Genomic DNA, 22,151 nt, shown 5'->3' on the forward strand with positions numbered 1-22,151 from the left:
GGCCACACCCACGCGACAGGGCCTGTGGCCACCACCGGAGCAGGTGGTGGCCACGGGTCCATGCGCACGGGTGCGGCGCAGCCGGCCGACGGGCCCGAGCCGGGGTCAGTAGCAGGGCACGTACCGGTCAAGGAGACGATCGAGATGGCCGTCACCGCCCAGTCCGTCGATCAGGGGCAACTCGGGCAGCAGCTTGCGCAGCTTGTCCACGGAGACCAGGGTGCGCTGCCGGACACCGTCGACCGTCTCGTGCACGGCGGTGCGGCCCAGCCGCCGTTCGACGCCCCGCACGATGTCCTCGACCGCGGACGGTGTCCCGCTGGCGACGTTCACGATCTCGTCCCGCACGTTGGCGGTCAGCAGGCCGTCCAGTACGGTCACGAGATCCACGACGTCCAGCAGATCCCGGTGCGCTCCCCGGTGTACCCGCACCCGACCGGACCTGATCTGGTCCACCAGCGCCGGCAGCAACTGGTGCGGACGCTGGCCGGCGCCCATCAGGTGGCTGGGCCGCAGTACCAGCCAGCGGGCGCCGGACTCCGCGACGACCTCCTCGACCTGGCGCTTGTGCCGACCGTAACGGGAGTCGGACAGCTCGGCGGCGTCCTCGCCCGCCGGCACATCTGTCGTCCCGTACATCGACGAGGAGGCGGTGGAGAAGAGCACCACGGTCCGGCCTGTGCGGTGGCAGCGGCGCGCCGTTTCGTCCACAAGCTTCCGTTCCCGCTCGAACTCCGTTTCCGCGGTGGCGTGAGTCGTCGACACGCCGGCTGCCAGAACGGTCACGTACGCATGCCGGTCCGCAACGGCGGCGAGATTGCGGGCGAGGAAACCGCGGCCTACGACCTCCATCGGTCCACCGCCCTGCCGGACCCGACCTGCCCGGGCTCCCGCTCTCCGCTCGCCGCGCGCGCCATGCGGGCGATTTCGGCGGCGAGTTCCGCCGTGCGCCGTGCCCGCGCCGCCGTGACGTCATGGTCGGGGTCCGCTCCGGACTCCTCCGTCACACGCACGGCCGCAGCGAACGCGGCCAGGCCGGCCAGGTACTGGTCCTGCGCGTCAAGTTCGGTACGCCGCGTCCCGTCCCCGTCCTCCACTCGCAGGGTCGGCACCTCGGTAGGGCCTACCGCGAAGGCGCGTTCGGTGCCCAGGCGCCCGGCACTGCCCCACACCTCGTACTCCGCTCCGTAGCGGTGCTGGAATCCGAACGTCAGCACCGCGGTGACACCGTCCGCCCGGCGCAACAACGCGCTGCCCCCGACATCGACGCCATGATGGGAATCCCACCGCAGGACGCCACCGGCCACCGTGAGATCGTCGCCCAGAAAGTACTGGGCGGCCCGGATCGGATATACCCCGGCGTCCAGGAGCGCTCCTCCCCCGAGGTCCGCGCGGTAGCGGATGTCGTCAGCGAGCAACGGGGGAATGCAGAACGAACTACTGAAGTGCCGGATCTGTCCGATACATCCCTGCGCGACGAGGTCCCTGGCCGTCCGGTGACGGACGTGGTGCTCGAAGGCATAGTTCTCCCGCAGCACGAGTCCGCTGTCGGCAGCGAGGTCGAACAGCTCTGCCGTGGCGTGGGGATCAGTGGTCAGCGGCTTCTCGGCCAGCACGTGTTTGCCGCTCTGCAGGGCCCGGCGGACCCAGGCGGCGTGCAGGGAGTTGGGCAGAGGTACGTAGACGGCGTCGACGTCCGGCCGAGCCAAGAGCTCCTCATGGCTCGCGTGGAAGGAGCAGCCCCACGCGGCAGCGGTCCGCTCCGCCCGCGCGGCGTCCCGACCCGCGACAGCCCCGAGACGGATGTCCGGGCAGCCGTGCAGCGCGGGCACCATCCGCCGGCCGGCGAAGGAGGACGTTCCGAGGACGCCGATGGTCAGAGGTCGTACTGTGGCGGAGTGGGCGAGCACGTGAGGACCTTCTGTAGGCAGGTGATGAGGGTGCGGGCCTCGACGTTGAGGTAGTGGCTGTGCCGGATCAGACCGGCAAGCTCGCTCATCGCGACCCAGCGGTGGTCGGAGGACTCGGGCAGCTCCGCTTCCGGGGGAACCTCGACGAGCATGTAGCGGTTGCGGGCGTGGTGGAAACGTCCGCCCTCCTCGGAGAGCACCGTGTCGAAGAGCACCCGCGCCTTCGGGGCCTGGAGCACGTGGGACAGGAACGGAACCTCCGGGCCTCCGGGCAGGACCACGTAGTTCTCCGGCGTGCACTGCACGGTGGGTCCCAGTTCGAGAACATCGGCGGCACCGGCCTCGACCCGGGTGCCGACGAGAACGTGCGGACCGGACTCGGTCCGCCGGACCAGAAAGGCGGCGACTCCCACGCCCCGTGGAGCCAGCAGGGGCTGGGTCCAGCTGTGGACCTCGCGTCCCTCCGTGGTGACGTCGACTGCGATGATGTCGAAGAAGGCGCCGTCCTCGTGGGTGATGCGGTCCGGCAGCGTCTTCCAGCCCGTCACCTCCGACAGCGCGATCCGCTCCGCGGTCACCTCGTGACGGCTTCGGGCCTCGGTGATCCAGCTGAGCAGCTCGGTGCTCACCTCCCGCTGTCCCGCCGGCTCACCGGCGAAGGCGAAGGGCAGACATGCCAGCACGCTGCGGGAGTCCATGTTGACCAGGTCGTCGAATTCCAGCAGATGGTGCAACTGCCCGAGAGTGAGCCAACGGAAGCCGTCGAGGACATCGACGGCGTCGGTGACCTCGACGATGACGTTGCGATTGCGCTTACGGTAGAACCACGACCCCTGTTCCGACTGGCGGGCGTCCGCCAGGACGCTGGGGCGGTGCGCGCCGGTGAAGTAGTCGATGTAGGAAACGGCCCTGCCGCTGTGCAGCCTACGGTAGTTGCTGCGGGTGGCCTGCACCGTCGGTGACAGCTGCAGGCCGCCGAAGTTGCCCGGCTCCATCTTGGCCTGCATCAGGAAGTGCAGTACCCCGTCGAATTCCTTGGCGACCAGGCCCAGGATCCCGATCTCCGGCTGATGGATGACAGGCTGGGTCCAGGCGTGCACCGGACCGGAGTCCCGGTGCACGCGCAGGCCCTCGATCGTGTAAAAGCCACCGCTGTCGTGCACGAGGTTGCCGGTTTCCGCGTGGAAGGACCACGAGCGCAGCTGGTCGAACGCGATCCTCCGCACGCGCGAGGCGTCGGCCACCTGCTGCCAGTGCCACCACTCGCGGAATCCGTCGAGGGTGGAGGTCGGTGTGGCGAGGGTCGCGGAGGACCGCGCGACCCTCTGCGCGAGCGGCAGGCTCATACCCCTGCCTCCGCCCGGGCGCGCAGCGGCTCCCACCAGCCCCGGTGGTCGGCGTACCAACGCACGGTCTGGGCAAGTCCCTCCTCGAAGGGGACCGCGGGGGCGTAACCCAGCTGTTTGGAGATCTTGGTGATGTCGACGCAGTAACGCCGATCGTGTCCCGGTCGGTCCGGCACCCGCTCGATCCGGCTCTCGTCGGCGCCGAACAGTTCGAGCAGTTTGCCGACCAGGGCACGGTTGCTCAACTCGGTGCCGCCGCCGATGTTGTAGGCCTCGCCGGGCTTTCCGCTCTGGGCGACCAGGGCGACGCCCTGGCAGTGGTCGTCGACATGCAGCCAGTCCCGTACATGCAGGCCATCCCCGTACAGCGGGATGGTCTGTCCGGACATCAGCCGGGTGACGAAGCGGGGAATGGCCTTTTCCGGGTACTGGTACGGACCATAGTTGTTCGAGCACCGCGTCACGCACACCGGGAGACCGTACGTGCGGTGGAAGGCCAGACTCAGCAGGTCCGACGCCGCCTTCGACGCCGCATAGGGCGAGTTGGGCAGAAGCGGCTCGTCCTCCGTCCACGCACCCCGGTCGATGGTGCCGTACACCTCGTCGGTCGATACATGGACGAAACGCCCGGTGCCGGCCTCCAACGCGGCCTGCAGCAGGGTCTGGGTCCCCAGGACGTTCGTACGAACGAACTCCGCGGCGCTGGCGATGGATCGGTCGACGTGCGACTCGGCGGCGAAGTGGACCACCAGGTCCGTGCCTCTCATCAGGCTGGCCACCAGCGGGCCGTCACAGATGTCGCCGCGCACCACCGTGAGGCGGGGGTGGTCCGCCACCGGTGCGAGGTTGGCCTCGTTTCCGGCATAGGTGAACCTGTCCAGCACGGCCACCGAGGCGTCCGCGAGTTCCGGGTACCGGCCGCTCATAAGGTGACGCACGAAGTTGGAGCCGATGAAGCCGGCCCCCCCGGTCACAAGAATCCTCATCGCTCCCCCTACTGTCGGCCGGACGCCAGGTCCATCAGGTACAAGCCGTAGTCCGACTTGCCCATGGCGACGCCCAGGCGGTAGCACGCCCCGGCATCGATGTAGCCCATACGCAGGGCTATCTCCTCCAGGCAGGCGATCCGGACGCCTTGGCGCTGTTCGAGCACCTGGACGTACTGCCCTGCCTGCAACAGCGACTCCGGGGTGCCGGTGTCGAGCCACGCGAACCCACGGCCGAGGTCGACCAGCCGCGCCCGCCCCTGCTCCAGGTAGGCCATGTTGACGTCCGTGATCTCAAGTTCCCCGCGCGCGGACGGACTGAGGTTCTTGGTGATGTCGACGACGTCGTTGTCGTAGATGTAGAGACCCGTGATCGCCAGGTTCGAGCGCGGCCGGGCCGGTTTCTCCTCGATGTGCAGGAGGCGCCCCTCGGTGTCGACCTCGCCGACTCCGTAGCGTTCGGGGTCCTTGACGCTGTAGCCGAACAGCACACAGCCCGAGACATCGCGCGTGGTCTCCGCGAGCAGCGCCGAGAAGTTGGGGCCGTGAAAGATGTTGTCACCGAGGATGAGAGTGACGCTGTCATTCCCGATGTAGTCAGCCCCGACGATGAACGCGTCGGCGATGCCCCGCGGCGAGTCCTGCTGGACGTAGTCGATGCTGATGCCCAGTCGCTCACCGTCACCGAGCAGCCCACGGTAGATGTCGATCTGGTCCGGCGCCGCGATCACCAGCACTTCGCGAATACCTGCCAGCATGAGCACCGACAGCGGGTAGTAGATCATGGGCTTGTTGTAGACGGGCAGCAGCTGCTTGGAGAGGGCATGGGTGAGCGGGTGCAGCCGCGTTCCGCTCCCTCCCGCGAGGATAATCCCCTTCATCTTCACCAACTACCTAGAGGGCCAGCATCGCTTTGAGCGATTCTTCGACGGTGTGGAGCGGGGACCACCCGAGCAGTCCCCGAGCGCGGCCGACGTCGGCGAGAGTCCAGTCGCCGCCGCCGGCGCTCGACAGGGGCGTACCGCCTTCCTTGATGACCTCCGGCGGCAGGCCGGCGGCGGCCACCATGCCGTAGACCAGGTCCCTCAGGCTGAGGGCCTCTCCACGGCCGATGTTGACGGCTTGACCGCTGATGTCGCCGCTGGAGCGCACGGCCCGGCCCACGGCGTCGGCGACGTCACGTGTGTCGACATGGTCCCGGCGGGCCGGAGCGAGAGTCAGGTCGATGGTCTCTTGGGGACCGGTGGCACTCAGCCGGGCCGCCAAGGTGCCAAGGAAACTCTTGGGCGAGGGGTACGGACCGAACACGTTCGCCACCCGCAGGGCGACGGCATCGACGTGACCCGCCTCGGCGGCCTCGAGCACCGTGCGCGTGCCGGTCAGTTTTGCGCGCGCGTAGGGGGTTTCGGGCCGAGTGTCGTGGTGTTCGTCGATGACCGTGCCCGCAGGCACCGGACCGTACTCGTGAATGGTGCCGATGTGGACGAGACGCGGGCGTCCGGCGGCAGCCGCCACCCCCTCGGTGACCAGGCGGGGAACTCGGACATGGGCGTAATCGAGTGCTGCCGCGGAACGCTCCCAGGTGCCGCTGGCGTTCACCACGGCGTCGGCACGTTCCTCGGTCAGCATCGCGCCGACCTCGGGGCCGGTCATCCGCCCCAGGTCACGAGCGAGGAATCGGTGGTCTGCGATCTGTGGCCCGAAGTGCCTGGCCACGGCGACGACGTCGTGGCCCTGCTGGGCAAGCGTCGCGCAGATCTGCCGGCCCAGGCAGCCAGTCGCGCCCAGGACCACGACACGCGCACGTGCCGGACTGCCGCTGTTGGACACCTGCTACGCCCCCTCTTGCCGGACGCAGTCCTCGTAGCGCGGCAGCAGGCTCTGTGCGGCGACCTCCGCCAGGCTCGCCGCCGCACGGTCACGCGGCGACAGAATGGGCTCGAACCCGGGCCAGGGAAGCCCCAGTTCAGGATCCAGCGGATTGATGGCCAGCTCCTGTTCGGCCACGTAGCTGCTGCTGACCATGTACGCGAGGACCGTGTCGTCCTCCAGCGCAGCGAAGCTGTGCGCGACGCCCACTGGGAAGTAGACGGCGCGAAAGGACTCGGCGTCGAGTTCGACGGCGTCCCACTTGCCGAAGGTCGGCGAGCCGACCCGTACGTCGACCATGACGTCCAGGGCCCGGCCGGACGCGCAGTAGACATACTTGCTCTGCCCGGGGGGCGTCCGGGTGAAGTGCAGTCCCCGGATGACACCCCTGGACGACCGGCTGTAGTTGATCTGGGCTACGGAGAACGGCTCTCCGACCGTCTGGAGGAAGGAGGGCTCCTGGAACGGGGCGACGAAGAGACCCCGCTCATCTGTGTGAACGTCGGGAGTGAAGACGAAGGCGCCGGCGACCGCCAGTTCACGCGCCTGCATGCGACGCCTCCCCGCCTCGCTCGGTGACGACGCGCCGCAGGTGCGCCTCGAGTGCGTCGACGGCACTCGTGGTGCCGCCGGCGGCCCGCATCCGCTCCTTCATCCGGTCGACGTTTCCGCGGATCGCCTCATCCGACGCGACGTCCTCGACCGTCTTGAGCAGCAGTTCCGCGCTCAGCTCGGTGTGGTTGAGGCGACGGCCCAGGCCCAGCTCCTCGACCCTCCGGGCAGTGGGACGGGTGTCGGAGGACTGAGGGATCGCCACCAGGGGGACGCCGAGGCTCAGCGACTCGGTGACACTACCGGTGCCGCCGTGGCTGACCAGGAGCCGGGCGTGCGCGAGCACCGCGCTGTGCGACACCCAGCGGTGCACCTCGATGTTGGCCGGCAGCGGGCCGAGTTCGGCCGGGTCGATGCCGTCGCCCACGGTGATCACGGCGTGCCATGGCCTGTCCGTGAACGTGCTGACGATGGTGTGGAAGAAGTCGGGCAGCTCGTTGAAGATGCCACCGAGCGAGACCAGCACCACGGGGAAGCCGTCGGTCGGCGGTTCCCACGTGTCCATGAAGGAGCGGCTGTTGACGCAGGGGCCGACGAAGGCAAACGTCTCGTCGAAGGTGTCGCCCTCGTACTGGAACTCCCGCGGGAGGTACACCAGGGTCAGTTCCTCGGTGGCGGTGAGGAACTCCTGGGGCGGGGTGTCCACGCCGTGCGAGGCGAGCAGCCCCGCGAGCGCCGCGAACCACTCCCCCATCCCGGCCGCCAGGGCCTCCGGCTTCTGCTCCTCCTGCCCGCCGTCGGCCGACGGCGGTGCGTCATGCATGGCCTTGTGCAGCGAGAAGTGCTCATTGCTGGCGAACATGGGATTGAGCTGGACGGCCGGCACGCCCCAGGCGTGGGAGAGTACGCGGCCGACGTGGAACGCGAGCATGTCGTAGAGGACGAGGTCCGGCCGGTCGTCGGCCAGCCGGACCTTGGCCTCCTCCAGCATCACGATGCCGTCCTTGAGCACGGTCAGGGGCGTGTTGACCCCGTCCCGGTCCTGGGTCAGGTTCAGCTTCTTGACGTCGTCGAAGGACGAGCTGTAGGTGATGACGTCGGCGCCGGTACGCCGGACGGCGTCGGCATGACTCTCCCCGGTCACGAAGCTGACCCGGTGCCCGCGGCGGATCAGTTCCTCGACCACGGCCAAGTTGGGGAAGAGATGCCCCGCGATGGGCATGCTCATGAAGAGAACGTGCTGTCCCATGCGTCAGTGATCCAATCTGGGTGTGTGCCATGGCCTACGGGCACATGGCTGGTGGGCAGGCAGGTGCAAGTCGCGGGTCGGTCAGCCCCGGACGCGGCGGAGGTGGTTCTCGATCTCCCGTGCAGCGCGGCGCGCGCCGCCCGCCTCCTGGATGTGACGCTGCATGTCCCGCACGTTGGCGCGGATCCGCTCGTCCCCGGCAACCTCCTCCACCGTCTTGCGCAGGGATGCGGAGGTGAAGTCGGCCGCGTCCAGGACACGGCCGAGGCCGAGTTCCTCGACCCGGTGGAAGATGGAGGCCGACGCGTAGGACTGCGGGACCACCACCAACGGGACCGCCTTGGCCATGGCCTCCATGACACCACCCATACCGCCGTGGGTGACACACACCTGGGCGTACTCGAGGACGGTGAGGTGCGGGACGAACGCGTGAGCCTCAACATTCGCGGGCAGCGGGCCGAGAGCCGCCAGGTCGACACCCTTGCCGACGGTTATGACCACATGGAACGGGGCGCCGGTGAACGCCTGCACGACAGACTTGAAGAACTCGGGGTGGTCGTTGACGATGGTGCCCAGGGAGACCAGCACCACCGGCAGTCCGCTGTCCGGCACCTGCCAGGCACCGAGGAAGCCGCGGTCGCTCAGGCAGGGGCCCACGAAGGCGAATCGCTCATCGAAGAGCTCCCCCGCGTACTGAAATGCCTGCGGCAGGTAGACGACACCGAAATCGGGCACACGTGCGAGCCATTCACCGAGCGGGGTTTCGATGCCGTTGTCCACGAGCATGGCGGTCGTCTTCGCAAACCATTGCTGCATTTCGGGCGGCATGGCAGCTGCAACGCTCTCAACGTTGTCGACCGCGGCGTCCGACTCCTCCTGCGTGAAGAGTGCCCGCATCATGTTGAACTTCTCGTTCGACGCGAACATGGGGTTCAACTGGATGGACGGGAGTCCCCACTTTTCCGCGAGGACCCGGCCGACCTGCGCCGTCATGGTGTCGTAGAGGACCGCGTCGGGCCGGTCGTCCGTGAGCGCCGACTCGGCTGCAGCCAGCATGGCCAGACCGTCGTCGTGGACAATCAGCGCCATGTCCGACTGCTCCGACTCCAGCTTGAGCCGCACCGGCCGGTCGTAGACGGAGTCGTAGGGCAGGGCTGTGGCGCCGGCCGCGCCCACGGCGTCCGTCAGGCTCGCTCCTGTCGCGAAGCTCACGCGGTGCCCCTCACGCACCAGTTCTTCGATGACCGCGAGGTTGGGGAAGACGTGGCCGGGCTGAGGCATGCTCATGAACAGGAGGTGCAGACTCATGAAATAGGCTCCGTTGGCTGGGATCAGTGAAAAGCGCCGACAGCAGGAGCACAGAATGCCCCTCGCATAGGGTCGAGCTGTCTGCGTCATTTCTACCGCACATTGCGCACGTGAAGGGATCCCTACAGCCCCCTAAACATGACCCCCTATCCTCCTGCCGAACCCCTATCAACCCCTTTTAGGACTGGGTACGCCGGTAAATAAGTGCGTCCACGCCGTCGAGAACCCGACGGAGCGCGAAGATGAATTCGGTGTCCTGATCATCCGCACTGTCGAACACGCCTGCCTGGATGACCTTGTTGATCGCCGGGAAACGCTCCTTGTCGGCGAGCTTCTCGATCAGCCGGCGGTATTCCATCATGACCTCGCGGCCCGAGGCATCCGGCTTTGCGAAGGCTTCGTACGTAACGGCGAGCATGGCGTCGTTTCGGACGATTCCCGCCAGCAGCAGAATCGTCGACAGTTTTTCCGCCTCCTCCAGGTTCACGTCTTCGAGGAAGGAAAGCCCTTGCTCAACCCATGCGACCTGGTTGGGTGTGGAGGGGGGGCCGCCGATGGGTACGTGGACCACCCAGGAATGGCGGCGGAGCACCGCCAGGTACGACCAGCTCCAGTGCTCCAGACCGGCCCGCCAGCCGACACACTCCTCGTCCGGCGCGACCGGGGGCCCGAATGCCTGGTCCACCATGAGCGGAAGCAGCTCGTCCTTCGCCGACACATATCGGTAGAGCGACATGGTCGAGGAATTCAGTTCTCTGGCAATGCGGTTCATCGAAACAGCACCGAGACCCGACTCCTCGGCGATTTTCACCGCGGTCCCGACGATCCGTTCGAGACTCAGTACGCGTTTGGGCCCCTTGGTGACTGGTTCCCGCAGCCCCCAGGCCACTTCAATACTCGTCGGCAGGCCCATCCCGCTCTCCTTACCCATTGCCCCTGCTTTCCCGTTTCATGCACTCCATCGACACTGTCACAGCAACCTCAATCTATCCCGAAACGGCTGCCTTCAGGGACATTGATATCGGATTCGCAAACCACAGCACCGGTCGTCCGCGACGGGGGGGCACGGACGACCGGTGGTCTATGGATTGGGCACACTTACAGTCTGCGTGCCAGGGGGAAGTGCGTTACGCGACCCGCCTCCGGAAGGTTCGGTCGGCGAGTACCACCGACACCAGCAGGATGCCGGCGCACCAGGCTACGGCCAGCCAGGCGTTGTCGCCCAGCGGCTGGTCGTTCAGCAGTCGGCGCAGGCACTCGATGATCGGAGTGACCGGCTGGTGCTTCGCCACGCCACGCAACCACGACGGCAAGGTGGAGACGGGGACGAAGGCACTGCTCACGTACGGAACGAACATCATGAGGAAGGAGAATCCGCCGGCCGCCTCGGCCGTCTTGACCAGGAGTCCGAAGACGGCGGCGAGCCAGGAGGCCGCCAGCATGTACATCAGCAGCACGCCCGCTGCCGCGATCCAGCGCACCACGTCGGCGTCGGCGCGGAACCCAATGAGCAGGGCGACGCCGAACACGATCAGGGTCGAGACGACATTGCGCGCGACGCTGGCCACCACGTGGCCACAGAGTACGGCCGTGCCGCCGACGTCCATCGACCGCAGTCGGTCGACGATACCCCCGTTCATGTCGAGGTTGACGTTCACGGCCGTAGCCGCGCTACCCCAGCCGGCGCAGAGCATGAGCACCCCGGGAATGACGTAGTTGACGTAGTCACCACCGGTGCTGTTCTTGATCGCACCGCCGAAGAGGTAGACGAAGACCAGCATCAGCATGACCGGCATCATCACGGACGTGATGATCGCGTCAAGTGCGCGCGAGGTCAGGCGGATGCACCGGCCGCTCATGGTGATCGCGTTCTGGACGACGGCCGCCGGCTTGCTCCTGTGCCGCAGCGCGCCTGCGGGGAAGGCCAGTTCAGACACCGGCGGTCTCCTTGTCGTTCTCGTTGGTGTTCTCGTTCTTGTCACGCTGCATGGGGCGGCCCGTCAACGCCAGGAAGACGTCGTCGAGCGTGGCCGTGTGTACCGAGAACCGGCTGACCAGCCGGGCCTCAGGGTCGATCTCGTCGAGCAGCGACCGCACCTGCGCCGCGCTGCCGTCGGTGGGCACGCCGATCGTCAGCCGGGAGCGGTCCGTGGTGGAGATTCGGCCCGCCAGCAGCCGCTGCCCCTCGTCGTAAGCGGAGTCGTCGTCGAAGACGACGTCGAGCCGCTGCCCGGCCACCCGCCGCTTGAGTTCGGCGGGTGCGCCCTGGGCGACCACGCGCCCGCCATCGATCACGGCGACCGAATCAGCGAGTTGATCGGCCTCTTCCAAGTACTGCGTGGTGAGGAAGATAGTGACGCCCTCTCCCAGAAGACCGGTGATGACCTCCCACATGGCTCGGCGGCTGCGCGGGTCCAGGCCGGTGGTGGGTTCGTCCAGGAAGATGACGGAGGGACGGCCGACAAGGCCCGCGGCAAGGTCGAGGCGGCGGCGCATACCTCCGGAGTAGGTCGCCACCCGGCGGCGCGCGGCATCCACGAGGTCGAAGCGCTCCAGCAGTTCCTGAGCGCGGCGCCGGGCCTCGCCCCGCGAGACACCGGCCAGCCTGGCCGTCATCCAGAGGTTCTCCTCGCCCGTCTGCAACTGGTCCACAGCCGCGTACTGCCCGGTGAGGCTGATGACGCTCCGCACCTCACGCTGCTGGCGGTCCACGTCAAACCCCGCCACCCGGGCCTGTCCGGCGTCCGCACGCAACAGCGTCGACAGGATCCGCACGGTCGTCGTCTTGCCCGCACCGTTCGGCCCGAGCAGTGAGAAGACGCTGGCCTCCGGGACCTGCAGGTCGATGCCAGCGAGCACGTCGACCTTCCCATATGACTTTTTGAGCCCGGCCGCCTCGACAGCCCAGTTACCGCCCATTCTCCGCCTCCATGACGCGGGCCTCACACTTTTGCGTACGAGACACGCACGTTCGTACTGTATACACAGTCTCCGTTTTGCGTAAAGCGCACACTTTAAGCGTGCCTCGTACGCAACAACGCGTACAAGGTACACAGTACCGTCGGTGAGCGTCAAGGAGCCCTTCTGCAAGCGCAGTTCAGGTACGGTCCGGCCACGCTGGTGATAGGGGTGGCGTAGCACGGATGAGGGGTTACTTCGACGCATCCCGCAGACATAGCGTCACGATCCGAGGACTGATCGATGTATGGATGGGTGGAGGCGGGACGCATGAGCACGGAGTGGGAACCCGAGTTCGAGGAGATTCTGCGCGGCTTTCTGCCGTTCCTGGCCGAGGACGAGTCCCTCGACCCTGATCTCGACCTGCGCGACATGGGGCTGGACTCGCTCGGCACCGTGGAATTGCTCGGCAAGCTGGAGGCCCAGTACCAGGTGCACTTCGTCGATGACGCGCTCAACCGGGACACTTTCGCCACACCTGACGCACTGTGGACCACGGTGGCCCGGCTGGCCGATCCAGTCGCCTGAACATTCCGCCTCGGAAACGCTCCGCAGCCGGGGCACCGGGCTCGCGCACCCAAGAGCTGACAACCGGGATCCGGTGTGCGGCCCCGGCAGTGCACGTTCTTAAGGTGGACATGGGGCCTCGGTCACCGTCAGACCGACAGCGGCGGATCCGCTTGTGGGCAGTGGCTCGCGAGATGCCCATCTCAGCCGCGGCATGGGCGACAGGACCGCGACCGCACCTCGCAAGCACGCCGGATCCGCCTGGCGACGAACTGGCCCGCTTGCCGCTGTCCGGATACAGCGGGTCAGGCCAGGCGCTGATCTCGGCGATGTGGGCTTGATCCGCTTTGACGGACATCCGAGATCAGGGGTTCTGCCCCAGGAGGATGTCCATCATGGAGAGCATGGGGAAGAAGAAGCCTCGGCCTCGCCGTTCGTTCACGCCTGAGTTCAAGGCCGAGATCGTCGAGCTGTGCCGGCGCGGTGACCGCTCGGTCGGCCAGGTCGCCAAGGACTTCGACCTGACCGAGACGGCGGTGCGGCTGTGGGTCAGCCAGGCCGAGGTCGACGCGGGCGAGCGCGACGGGCTGACCAGCAGTGAACGCGAGGAGCTGGCCGCGCTGCGGCGGGAGAACCGCCGGCTGCGGGAGGACGTGGAGGTCCTCAAGCGGGCCACGGCTTTCTTCGCGAAGGAGACCCGGTGACGGTGCACCCGTTCATCGAGGCGGAGAAGCGAGACGGTCACAACGTCAAGCGCGTGTGTGAACTGCTGCAGGTCTCCCGAGCCGCCTTCTACGCCCGCCGCAGTGCCAGACCCGGTCCGCAGCCGCTCATACGCGCCCAGCTTCGCCTCCTTGGGGCGCCGTGCCACGAGGTCGGCCTTCCACTGCGCGACCGAGGCCCGGTACTCCAGTCTGCCGCCGCGGGTGGCCGCGTTGCGCCGCAGTTCCCGGGAGATCGTCGATGGTGACCGGCCCAGCCGTCCGGCGATCTCCCGTACCCCGGCGCCCTGCACGCGCAGCAGAGCGATCTCCTCCCGTTCGGCGAACGAGAGATAACGGCCCGAGACGGTCAGGCTGATCTGCGGCATCCCGCCAGCGTGTCGGAACCACCGCGTTCCCACCGCTGGCGCGGCTCCGACAGCGACCGCCGCATCCTCACTTGTCAGGCCCTTGGCGATCTCGCCCCAGAACAGCCGCTCGATCTCGCGCCGAGTCGAGGGCCGCCCCGGAGACTTCATCGGTGACCGCCCCGTCAACTCCGCCATCCAACCCGCTGGTCGTCCCACAACTCACCCTCTGATCAGGAGTGTTGCTACGACTGGTTGAACTCGGTCAGTACACCAGTCAGCAATTCGCCACCCTGGCAACGGAGTTGGGCGTCCGCCTGTCCGTCGGCCGCACCGGCCAGTGCTGGGACAACGCGCTCGCCGAGTCGTTCTTCGCCACCATCAAACGGGAGTTGCTCGACACAAGAACCTGGCCCAGCCGGGCCGCCACCCGCACCGCGATATTCGACTTCATCGAGGGCTGGTACAACTTGCACCGACTGCACAGCAGCCTCGGCTACCGCAGTCCCGCCGAATACGAGACCGCACTCGCGGCCTGACCACCACACCGATGGTGTCCGTCAAAGCGGAACAAGCTCAATGGGCGATGGGTGAGGTGGAGGGGGCATACCGAAGCAGGGCCGGAGCACCGATCATGTCCCGGACAGGGGCGACGGGCAGTTCGCTGCGGCCGGAGGGGAAGACCGCAGCGTAATGCCGTGCGACGGTCGCCTGCTGGGCCTGCCGCAACTTGGCATGTGTCCCGTCCTGAGCCTGCCGTTCCTGTGCCTCGGCCTTGGCGGCTTCGCGCCTGGCCTTGCCCGCCGGGTCAACGACGATGCGCACTGCGGACATCAGTGACTCGGTGCACTCCACACAGGCCGGGTCCTGGCCGTCGCAGAGCTGCTGGAACGCCTTCCGGGACGTGAGACCGAGCGGCCCCGCGCACTGGGAGCACGAGCGTCCGGGAAACGACGGCCCACACACCAGATGCCGCGACGGCGTAGATCTGGTGGCCCGGGCCGGCGCTGTCGATGCCCTTGGCCTTCTCGCACCAAACGGGTGTGTCGAGCTCCGGAGCGCAGCCGGCCAGAGCCCAGTAACGCTCGCCGATGCTGACGAGTTCCGGGTCGGCTTCGCCGTCCGGGACCACCTCCGGGATGAGCTTGGAGAGGTCATCGACCGTCGGCTGCGGGTCGGGAAGATCGCTCACGCCACTCACTGTGAGGGCCCTGGCTGACACCCCCGGGCGGGTGGCTCCGCTGCCCGCTGGGCCCAGGGCTCCGGCATCAGTGGGAACGTCTGACGGCGGGCAATACATGGGCCGGACGGTTCAGTGGGGAGACGGGCCCAGGCCGTCCCAAGGGGAGGGAGGTTCGGGGTCCTTGCGTGGACGCGAGCCACCCGGACTGCCCTGGGGGTGCTGATTGCTCCAGCCCAGGCCACCGATGTTGAGTCGGTGACGGGCGCGGGTGACGGCAACATAGGCGAGGCGGGCTTCGGCGTCGTCGATGTCGCCCGGCAACGGGTCGCCGTTCTCATCGCTTTCTTCTTGATCCACCGGTTCGGTGAAGTCCTCACCAATGCGGACGGACGCCCACTCGCTGCCCTTGGCCTTGTGCGCGGTGGAGGCCACGATCTCGGCCGCCCTGCTCGACGGAGAGCCTGTCCATCGCGTTGAGGATGACGGCGGCACCGTGTTCATCGACCAGGTCGCAGCGGACGCATGACTTCGAGCATGGCTCCGACGTTGGACCGGCAGACGATGGCGTCCGGTTCCTCGACACGTTCGAGGCGCGTACTGATCGCCGGGGTGCCGGTGAGCCGGATCGGGGAGTCGACGATATGGAGCCACCGGTTGGCCTCCTCCGCCAACTCCGCGCCGAAACGGAAGGACTGGGACAGCGCCAGTTACGTGCCGTCGAAGTCGGTCATGACATCCCAGGCGCCGCGCCATCCGTAGATCGCTCGGGCCGAGTCACCGACCATCACCAACTGGGTGTGCTACCGCTGGGCGTTGAAGATCTCCTCAACGACGGGTTGGTGTCCTGGGCCTCGTCGAGCAGCAGGAAATCCGCTCTGATCGTGGGTTCGGTCAGCGCCCAGATCTTCACATAGTGGTCGTGGTCGAAGCGGACGACGCCTTCCTGAGGATTCTGCAGGTCGTCCCACGCCCTGGTCGCGTACGGCAGGACGACGTCGACGAGCTGGGCGTGCAGGTCTTCGGCTTCGATGCCCCGCAGCCTCGGGACGTGGTGGCGCTTGATGATGCTGTCCGCGGACTGGCAGAAACGGGTGACGGTCCGCAGCACCGTGTACGAGAGGGCCTTGTCGGTGACATTCTGCTCACCGATACGGATGCGCATGTTGACGGCTTTATCAAGGGACGCACCGGTCTTCCAGCCGGGGACCCTGGGGGCGTTCAAGCGGGATGCGTAACCGGTGCCCCACAGCGCCGAAGGCGAGCGAGTGCGCGGTCTTGCACAGCACGTTGCCGGGAAACTTGCGGGCCGCGTCACCGGCGATGGACTTGTTGAAGGCGACGGCGTTTCCGCAGGTCAGAGGGGGCTGAAGGAGTGGAGCCCAGGGGAGTCGAACCCGAAGTCGCCGTTGCAGTCACGAATCACGGCTTACCGGAGACAGTCGAACTCCGCACTGCTTCCGGGCTTGCCACTCCGGTTTCACAGCGCGTGCTGAAGCAAATCACCATGATGGCTCCGGAGCGCCCGCGATTGTGTCAGCACGACACGCCGCATCGTAGTCACCAGCGGCCGAGCCTTCCCCTATGCCACGGAGACACCGGAATCTCCGACGAACCCAGCGCGGTTCAAGAAGCACCACACCCGTTCGGGAGCCAAGGTGCGTCCAGGAGTCAGGTCGGCGGTTGGCCCGGTTGTCGCCGCGTAGTGACAAAGCGCGAATCAGGCACTCAGGGCTCGTAACACGATCTCGTTGGGGCGCTGGTCGGGTCGTTCGGACAGATTCGATCCTCTCATTGCCCACTCCCTCGCGGCTGCACAAGGGCGACGCCCTCAGCCGAATGGCACGGAGAACCTCGGGGATGTGCAGAAGCCCGTCACCAACACACCGGCTGTCGGCTCCGCGAGCGTCATGGCGCGCTGCGGCGGAGCATCTGTGCGACCAGAAAAGCCAGTTCCAGGGACTGGCTGTGGTTGAGTCGCGGGTCACAGGCTGTTTCGTATCGTCGTGGTAGGTCCTCGGCGAGGATCTCGTCGCCTCCGCCAACACACTCCGTGACATCGTCTCCGGTGAGCTCGACATGGACACCACCTGGGTGAGTGCCCAACGTCTGATGGACCTCCGCGAACCCGCGCACTTCGTCGAGGACAGTCGCGAACTCCCGGGTCTTGTGGCCGCTGGACTCGGCGGTCTTGGAGACCAGATCGGGCAGGAGGTCCCTGATCCGGTCGGCGCCGGCGCGCAAGACGAACGTCAGCCGGCCGGGCTCCCGTTCGGGATCGAGGCGATCGAGGAGGCCGAGTATGGCGTCAACGTCGGTTGTCGGTCCACGCTTGACGGCGATCGGATTATGGACGCGCGAGAAGAACTCCACGTATGCGCCGTCGCGAGAGACGCTACGCAGGGCACACGCCGTACACCCCATCGCCGCCGTGCAGGTTCCGCGGCATCGACAGCACGGCGGCCCGCCGCGCCATCCGCCGTACCGAACGGGTGCTGCGCGCGACCGCTCCAGCCCCGGTGAGCCCGTCCGAGCCGACCGACCAGCCGTTCGCGCTCTGCCCGAGCCCCAACCCGACCGCGCCCTGACAGAAGGCGGGCCGGGGCACCGCCCCGGCCCGCCACGACAGTTGTCGGATCAGTCCACGTCCAGCCGCCAGTCCAGAGCGCGCCGGAAGTACACCAGCGGCTCCCCGGGCGCCGTACGGCAGTACACCACCTGGCCGATCAGCACGGCATGGTCGCCGTGCTCCACGATCCTGCTCGTGGCGCACCGCAGATACCCCAGGGATCCGGCGAGCCTGGGCACCGCCCCGTCCCAGTCCCACTGCCGGCCACCGAACTTGTCGTCACTGCGGCTGGCGAAGACCCGGGCCAGCTCCCGTTGGTCCGCACCCAGCACATGCACCCCGAACTCAGGCGCTCGCAACAGTGCGTGGTAGGAGCGCGACGAACGGTCCACCGCCACCAGGACGGACGGCGGAGCAACGCTGTAGGAACAGATGGAGGACACCAGCAGACCGCAGGGATCCCCGGACGGGGTACGGGCGGTCACCGCGGCCACGCCCGACACCATGCTGGACATCGCCTCGGCGAAGACCTCCGCCGGTGTGGAAACCGTTTCGGACATCAGTGTGTTCACGAACTAGTCCAGACTTCTACGGCCGACGGCCGATGTATGTAGCGGCCAGAGCCTTCTTGTCTATCTTCCCCACCGCGGTCAGCGGCATTTGCATGACGATCTCCACCCGGTCCGGCGTCTTGTAGGGGGCGAGCCCACGCTCCCGCAGGAAGGCCCCGGTCGTCTTCACACCCGGCTGCCCCCGGAAATGACGAGGAACGCCACCGAGCACTCGCCCAGCTTCTCGTCCGGTTCCGGCACCAGCGCCGCCGAGACGACGTCCGGGTGGGCCAGCAGATGGCCCTCGACCTCGGTGGCGTCGGTCTTCACCCCACCGCGGTTGCTCTGGTCCTTCACCCGGCCGATCACATCAGGTGCCCGCTGGGCAGCCTGCGGATCTGGTCCCCGGTGCGGTAGAAACCGTCCTCCCCGAAGCTGGCCCGGTTCTGCTCGGTGGCACGGTAGTAGCCGTGCAGCGTGTACGGCCCGCGGGTGAGCAACTCCCCGACCTGTTGGTCCGGCACCGGCCGGCCGTCGCCGTCCACGACGAGAATCTCGTCGTCGGCGGACACCGACACCCCCTGGGTGGTGCGCAACAACTCTACTGGATCGTCCAGCCGGGTCAGCAAGATCAGCCCCTCGGACATCCCGAACACCTGCTGCAACGTGCAGTCCAGCCGATCCACCACCCTGGCCGCCACATCGTCGGCCAGCCGCGCGCTGCCGACCTGGAGTACCCGCTGGCGGGACAGATCGGCCGAAGCGCGTTCCAACTCGGCCAGCCAGCGCGACACCAGGGTGGGATTGAGCGAGGCGATGGTCACACGCTCCCGCTCGATCAACCAGAACGCAGTGCACGGATAGGGGTTCGACGCCATGACCACGGTGCCGCCGACCTGCAGGAGGGGGCGCTGCAGCACCGGCAGGCAGCCACGCGCGACGGCGGCCCGCGGCAAACTCGACCCGAGAGAGCGAGTTGACCACGCTGACCCGGCTGCCGGCCCGGACGGAACCCCTATCCGACCCCGTCCAGGCAGGCGAGGGCGGCGGAGGTCATGGCGCGGATGCCCATCCGAAGCGTGGGTTCCGGATCGGGGGCGTAGGCGGGAGAGTGGTTCGCGGGGACGGACGCGAGCTTCTCGTGGAAGGACGAGCCCCCGGCTGCGGCCCAGTCCCGCTCCGAGGTCCCGCCGAACATCCAGTACACGGTGGGCACGGCCGGGCCGTCGTACAGGTGGGTACCGGCCGCGCCGAAGAACGGGAAGTCCTCGCTCGCCGACGACGGCGATAGCGGGACGACCGCCGAAGGGCCGGCGTCCGCCTCGTGCGCGGCGCGCACCACGGCGGCGAGGCTCCGGTCGTTGATGTTGACGGCCGCCCGGGAGACGACGGTGATCTCCGGCTCGGCCGGGCAGGCCGCGGCGGCGCACTCAGCCGAGACGATGCGATCGACGGCTGCGAGGGCCCGGTCGACCGCCGCGTCGGAGAAGGCGCGCACGCTGAGCTCCAGCGTGGCGCTGTCTGGTATGACGTTGCCGACGTCACCGGCGTGGAACGAGCCGACGGTGAGCACCAGCGGTTCGGACGGGTTGCTCTCGCGCGACACGACGCTCTGCAGGCGCACCACAGCGGACGCCGCCGTGAGGACCGGGTCGACCGCCAGGTGCGGCGCGGCGGCATGGCCGCCGCGGCCATGAACGACGATGCGCACGGCGGCACTTGCCCCCGTGACGGGGCCCCGCGCATGGGCGATCAATCCCGCGGGGAGAGGGCACACGTGCTGAGCCAGGGCGATGTCCGGCTTGCCGAACCGCCGGTAGAGGCCGTCCCGCAACATCGCCTCGGCGCCCGAGAGCGTCTCCTCCGCGGGCTGCCCCACAACCATCACGGTGCCGCGCCACCGGTCCGCCGCCTCGGCGAGCAGGACGGCCGCGCCCGCGAGGCAGGCCACGTGGATGTCGTGCCCGCAGGCGTGCATCACGGGCCGCTGCTGCCCGTCGGGGCCGGCCGCGAACTCCCTGCTCGCGTACGGCAGCCCGGTGGCCTCGGCGACGGGCAGGGCGTCGAGATCCGCCCGGAGCAGCACGGTCGGCCCCTCGCCCGAGCGCAGCAGGCCTACGACGCCATGGCCGCCGACGTTCCGCGTCACCTCGTAACCGGCGCTGTCCAGCCACTGTGCGAGCCGCCCGGCCGTTCGCCGTTCCTGGCCCGAGAGTTCGGGGTGTTGGTGGAGGTCACGGTAGAGGTCGGTCACAGGGCCGAGCACGTCGACGGTCGGGTCCGCCACAATCACCTCTCAGGTCGCGTGAACAGCCATGCTCGCCCGCGCGCCCGGCCTGGTCAACCGCTGCTACCGGGGTGTCAGCGAGGTGTCAGGGAGATGCCAGCCCGGTGTCCACCGGTGCGCCGCAAAGGGTGTGTAGGAAGAGACAAACGCACCGATCTGAAGAAAGTGGCGCGCAATGGGACATGGGATTTCTCTTCTGCCAGACTGCCGCAAGGACAAGCGCTCCGCGGCCGAGTACTACCGGGACGTGCTGGAGATCAGTCGCTTCGCGGACCGTGAGGGCATCGACTACGTCAAGATGACCGAGCACTACCTCGGCGACTACGGCGGCTACTGTCCCAGCCCGCTGACGTTCCTCGCCGCGGTGGCCACGCAGACCGAGCGCATCAGGCTGATGACGGGCGCCCTCCTGCCGGCGTTCCACCACCCGATCCAGCTCGCGGCTCACATCGCGCAGGTTGACGCCATCAGCAACGGCCGTGTCGAGGCCGGGTTCGGGCGCGCATGGCTGCCGTACGAGTTCGAGGCGCTCGGCGTCCCGATCGAGGAGAGCCGCGCCCGCTACGAGGCGACCATCAAGGCGGTCGTGCGGCTGTGGACGGAAGAGAAGGTCACCGAGGACACGCCGTTCTTCTCCTTCAAGGACGCCACCTCTCTGCCGCCCGTGGTCCAGCGGCCGCACCCGCCAGTGTGGGGCGCCGCGGTCCGTTCCCCGGAGAGCTTCACCTGGCTCGCAGAGAACGGCTTCGGCCTCCAGATGGCGCTCGCGCCCGTCAAGCACGATGTGGGCCTGAGCCGTTGGCTGCTCGACCTCTACCGGGACACCTTCAAGGCCAAGCACGGCCCGGACTCCAAGCCGCGGATCGCGATGAGCACGCCGCTGTTCGTCGCCGAGACCGACGAGGAGGCGTACCGCCTGGCGGAGCCGGTCTACCGCGAGTACATGGCGGTGTGGTCGGAGGCGGCCAGCGCGTGGAAGACGACGTCCTCGGACCAGTACAAGGGCTACGACGCCATGGCGCAGCACTCGCCGCAGCTCGAGCACCTCGACCTGCGCCGGTTCGGCACCGCCGTCATCGGCTCGCCGTCCCGGGTCGTCGAGCGCATCCAGGAGTTCCGCGAGAGCCTGGGCATCGAGGACTTCCTGTGGCAGATCGACTTCGGCGGCCAGGACCTTCCGATGATGGAGCGCAGCATGCGGCTGTTCGTCGACAAGGTGCTGCCGCAGCTCTGATGCGAGACATCTGACACGAAGCATCTGACACAACGCAGGGGCCCGGACGGTGAAGTCGCCGACGCTGACTCTGTCGGGGATCTTGAGGATCCCCGGCGGGGCAGCATGATCAACGGGCATGCTCGGCTCTGTTCAAGGACCGATGCAGTTGTCGAGGTGTCCGTTGTCGCTCCACGCCCATTCTGGTGGGCAGGTTCCTTCTCTGACCGTGCAGATGGCGCGGGCGAGTAACCCGGGCGGTACGACCGCGATGTGGGTGAGAGACCACCTCGACGGGCTGTGGCGTGATCAGGACTTCGCCGACTGGTACCCGCGCGACGGCCGCCCGGGTCTCTCGCCCGCCCAGCTGACCACCGTGTGTGTGCTGCAGTTCCTGCTCGGTCTGTCGGACCGAGCAGGCGGCCGAGGCGGTTCGCTGTCGCATCGATTTCAAGTACGCGATGGCCATGGAGCTGGACGATCCCGGCTTTCGCCACAGTTTGTGTATCCCTGCGTGACGCCTTGCCCCGGGCGGAAAATGGGGTCGGCGGCTGTCCGTTGACGTCGGCAGCACCTTGGGGGTGGATCCCGCACCAC

General features: G+C 67.8%; 21 protein-coding genes and 6 pseudogenes. 5 read left to right on the forward strand and 22 right to left on the reverse strand.

Annotated elements, in window-relative coordinates:
* Window positions 1-105 precede the first annotated feature (105 nt).
* The 12 genes from AB5L52_RS21830 to AB5L52_RS21885 all read right to left on the reverse strand — a co-directional run bounded on the left by AB5L52_RS21830 (window position 106) and on the right by AB5L52_RS21885 (window position 12,139).
* A complete protein-coding gene (locus AB5L52_RS21830; RefSeq protein WP_351577082.1) occupies window positions 106-852 on the reverse strand; it encodes an NAD-dependent epimerase/dehydratase family protein in 747 nt (248 codons plus the stop codon).
* On the reverse strand, window positions 840-1,910 hold the full coding sequence (locus AB5L52_RS21835) for a Gfo/Idh/MocA family oxidoreductase (RefSeq protein WP_351577079.1): 1,071 nt from the start codon (window positions 1,908-1,910) through the stop codon (window positions 840-842). Before AB5L52_RS21835 ends, AB5L52_RS21830 begins: the two co-directional genes overlap by 13 nt.
* Window positions 1,877-3,256 carry an NDP-hexose 2,3-dehydratase family protein gene (locus AB5L52_RS21840; protein WP_351577076.1) on the reverse strand — a complete coding sequence of 460 codons (1,380 nt, stop codon included), beginning with the start codon at window positions 3,254-3,256 and terminating at the stop codon, window positions 1,877-1,879. Before AB5L52_RS21840 ends, AB5L52_RS21835 begins: the two co-directional genes overlap by 34 nt.
* Complete coding sequence (rfbB, locus tag AB5L52_RS21845) at window positions 3,253-4,242, reverse strand: dTDP-glucose 4,6-dehydratase (protein WP_351577073.1); 990 nt, start codon at window positions 4,240-4,242, stop codon at window positions 3,253-3,255. Before rfbB ends, AB5L52_RS21840 begins: the two co-directional genes overlap by 4 nt.
* Window positions 4,243-4,250: 8 nt before the next feature.
* On the reverse strand, window positions 4,251-5,123 hold the full coding sequence (rfbA, locus tag AB5L52_RS21850; RefSeq protein ID WP_351577070.1) for a glucose-1-phosphate thymidylyltransferase RfbA: 873 nt from the start codon (window positions 5,121-5,123) through the stop codon (window positions 4,251-4,253).
* Between the two features lie 13 nt (window positions 5,124-5,136).
* Complete coding sequence (locus AB5L52_RS21855) at window positions 5,137-6,072, reverse strand: NAD-dependent epimerase/dehydratase family protein (protein WP_369365728.1); 936 nt, start codon at window positions 6,070-6,072, stop codon at window positions 5,137-5,139.
* A gap of 3 nt (window positions 6,073-6,075) precedes the next feature.
* Complete coding sequence (locus AB5L52_RS21860) at window positions 6,076-6,663, reverse strand: dTDP-4-dehydrorhamnose 3,5-epimerase family protein (RefSeq protein WP_351577064.1); 588 nt, start codon at window positions 6,661-6,663, stop codon at window positions 6,076-6,078.
* Complete coding sequence (locus AB5L52_RS21865) at window positions 6,650-7,891, reverse strand: macrolide family glycosyltransferase (protein ID WP_351577061.1); 1,242 nt, start codon at window positions 7,889-7,891, stop codon at window positions 6,650-6,652. Before AB5L52_RS21865 ends, AB5L52_RS21860 begins: the two co-directional genes overlap by 14 nt.
* Window positions 7,892-7,993: 102 nt before the next feature.
* Window positions 7,994-9,220: a macrolide family glycosyltransferase gene (locus tag AB5L52_RS21870; protein ID WP_351577058.1), complete on the reverse strand. Its 1,227-nt coding sequence runs from the start codon at window positions 9,218-9,220 to the stop codon at window positions 7,994-7,996.
* Between the two features lie 178 nt (window positions 9,221-9,398).
* Window positions 9,399-10,133: a TetR/AcrR family transcriptional regulator gene (locus tag AB5L52_RS21875; protein ID WP_351577055.1), complete on the reverse strand. Its 735-nt coding sequence runs from the start codon at window positions 10,131-10,133 to the stop codon at window positions 9,399-9,401.
* 214 nt (window positions 10,134-10,347) lie between these two features.
* Window positions 10,348-11,079 (reverse strand): ABC transporter permease, encoded by a 732-nt coding sequence (locus AB5L52_RS21880; protein ID WP_351577144.1) that lies wholly within the window; start codon window positions 11,077-11,079, stop codon window positions 10,348-10,350.
* Window positions 11,080-11,149: 70 nt separating this feature from the next.
* The gene (locus AB5L52_RS21885) at window positions 11,150-12,139 is read right to left on the reverse strand and encodes an ATP-binding cassette domain-containing protein (RefSeq protein ID WP_351577052.1); all 990 of its coding nucleotides are present in this window, start codon (window positions 12,137-12,139) and stop codon (window positions 11,150-11,152) included.
* A 309-nt stretch (window positions 12,140-12,448) separates the two neighbouring features.
* On the opposite strand from AB5L52_RS21885, the gene AB5L52_RS21890 reads away from it, so the two are divergent.
* On the forward strand, window positions 12,449-12,706 hold the full coding sequence (locus tag AB5L52_RS21890) for a phosphopantetheine-binding protein (RefSeq protein ID WP_351577049.1): 258 nt from the start codon (window positions 12,449-12,451) through the stop codon (window positions 12,704-12,706).
* A gap of 115 nt (window positions 12,707-12,821) precedes the next feature.
* Here the strand turns inward: AB5L52_RS21890 and AB5L52_RS21895 are convergent.
* Window positions 12,822-12,935: pseudogene (locus AB5L52_RS21895) on the reverse strand (leucine zipper domain-containing protein); the annotation flags it as partial.
* Window positions 12,936-13,089: 154 nt separating this feature from the next.
* On the opposite strand from AB5L52_RS21895, the pseudogene AB5L52_RS21900 reads away from it, so the two are divergent.
* Window positions 13,090-13,368, forward strand: a pseudogene (locus AB5L52_RS21900) (transposase); the annotation flags it as partial.
* A gap of 158 nt (window positions 13,369-13,526) precedes the next feature.
* Here the strand turns inward: AB5L52_RS21900 and AB5L52_RS21905 are convergent.
* Window positions 13,527-13,952, reverse strand: a pseudogene (locus AB5L52_RS21905) (helix-turn-helix domain-containing protein); the annotation flags it as partial.
* A 110-nt stretch (window positions 13,953-14,062) separates the two neighbouring features.
* On the opposite strand from AB5L52_RS21905, the pseudogene AB5L52_RS21910 reads away from it, so the two are divergent.
* Window positions 14,063-14,293 (forward strand): annotated as a pseudogene (locus tag AB5L52_RS21910) (transposase); the annotation flags it as partial.
* Between the two features lie 37 nt (window positions 14,294-14,330).
* On the opposite strand, the gene AB5L52_RS21915 reads toward AB5L52_RS21910, so the two are convergent.
* From AB5L52_RS21915 to AB5L52_RS21925, 3 genes and pseudogenes are all read right to left on the reverse strand, one after another.
* The gene (locus tag AB5L52_RS21915; protein WP_369365731.1) at window positions 14,331-14,588 is read right to left on the reverse strand and encodes a hypothetical protein; all 258 of its coding nucleotides are present in this window, start codon (window positions 14,586-14,588) and stop codon (window positions 14,331-14,333) included.
* Window positions 14,589-15,066: 478 nt separating this feature from the next.
* Window positions 15,067-16,277, reverse strand: a pseudogene (locus AB5L52_RS21920) (UvrD-helicase domain-containing protein); the annotation flags it as partial.
* 565 nt (window positions 16,278-16,842) lie between these two features.
* A pseudogene (locus tag AB5L52_RS21925) lies at window positions 16,843-17,319 on the reverse strand (3-deoxy-7-phosphoheptulonate synthase); the annotation flags it as partial.
* Here AB5L52_RS21925 and AB5L52_RS21930 point away from each other — a divergent pair.
* Entirely contained in the window at window positions 17,310-17,522 is a 213-nt protein-coding gene (locus tag AB5L52_RS21930; RefSeq protein WP_351575806.1) for a hypothetical protein, read from the forward strand. The pseudogene AB5L52_RS21925 and the gene AB5L52_RS21930 sit on opposite strands and share 10 nt — an antisense overlap.
* Before the next feature lie 49 nt (window positions 17,523-17,571).
* Here the strand turns inward: AB5L52_RS21930 and AB5L52_RS21935 are convergent, their stop codons facing one another.
* The 5 genes from AB5L52_RS21935 to AB5L52_RS21955 form a co-directional block, all read right to left on the reverse strand.
* Complete coding sequence (locus tag AB5L52_RS21935; protein WP_351575797.1) at window positions 17,572-18,063, reverse strand: flavin reductase family protein; 492 nt, start codon at window positions 18,061-18,063, stop codon at window positions 17,572-17,574.
* A 28-nt stretch (window positions 18,064-18,091) separates the two neighbouring features.
* The gene (locus AB5L52_RS21940) at window positions 18,092-18,244 is read right to left on the reverse strand and encodes a hypothetical protein (protein ID WP_351766085.1); all 153 of its coding nucleotides are present in this window, start codon (window positions 18,242-18,244) and stop codon (window positions 18,092-18,094) included.
* On the reverse strand, window positions 18,241-18,411 hold the full coding sequence (locus tag AB5L52_RS21945) for a hypothetical protein (protein ID WP_351575794.1): 171 nt from the start codon (window positions 18,409-18,411) through the stop codon (window positions 18,241-18,243). The genes AB5L52_RS21940 and AB5L52_RS21945 overlap by 4 nt, the downstream gene beginning before the upstream one ends.
* An 8-nt stretch (window positions 18,412-18,419) precedes the next feature.
* On the reverse strand, window positions 18,420-18,974 hold the full coding sequence (locus AB5L52_RS21950) for an AMP-binding protein (protein ID WP_351575791.1): 555 nt from the start codon (window positions 18,972-18,974) through the stop codon (window positions 18,420-18,422).
* A gap of 95 nt (window positions 18,975-19,069) precedes the next feature.
* Window positions 19,070-20,341, reverse strand: coding sequence for an amidohydrolase (locus AB5L52_RS21955; protein WP_351575789.1), 1,272 nt, complete (start codon window positions 20,339-20,341; stop codon window positions 19,070-19,072).
* 175 nt (window positions 20,342-20,516) lie between these two features.
* Between AB5L52_RS21955 and AB5L52_RS21960 the strand changes: the two genes are divergently transcribed.
* A complete protein-coding gene (locus AB5L52_RS21960; protein ID WP_351575787.1) occupies window positions 20,517-21,575 on the forward strand; it encodes an LLM class flavin-dependent oxidoreductase in 1,059 nt (352 codons plus the stop codon).
* The last annotated feature ends 576 nt before the right edge of the window (window positions 21,576-22,151 follow it).

The organism is Streptomyces sp. CG4 (assembly GCF_041080655.1).
In the GTDB taxonomy this organism is placed as follows: domain Bacteria; phylum Actinomycetota; class Actinomycetes; order Streptomycetales; family Streptomycetaceae; genus Streptomyces.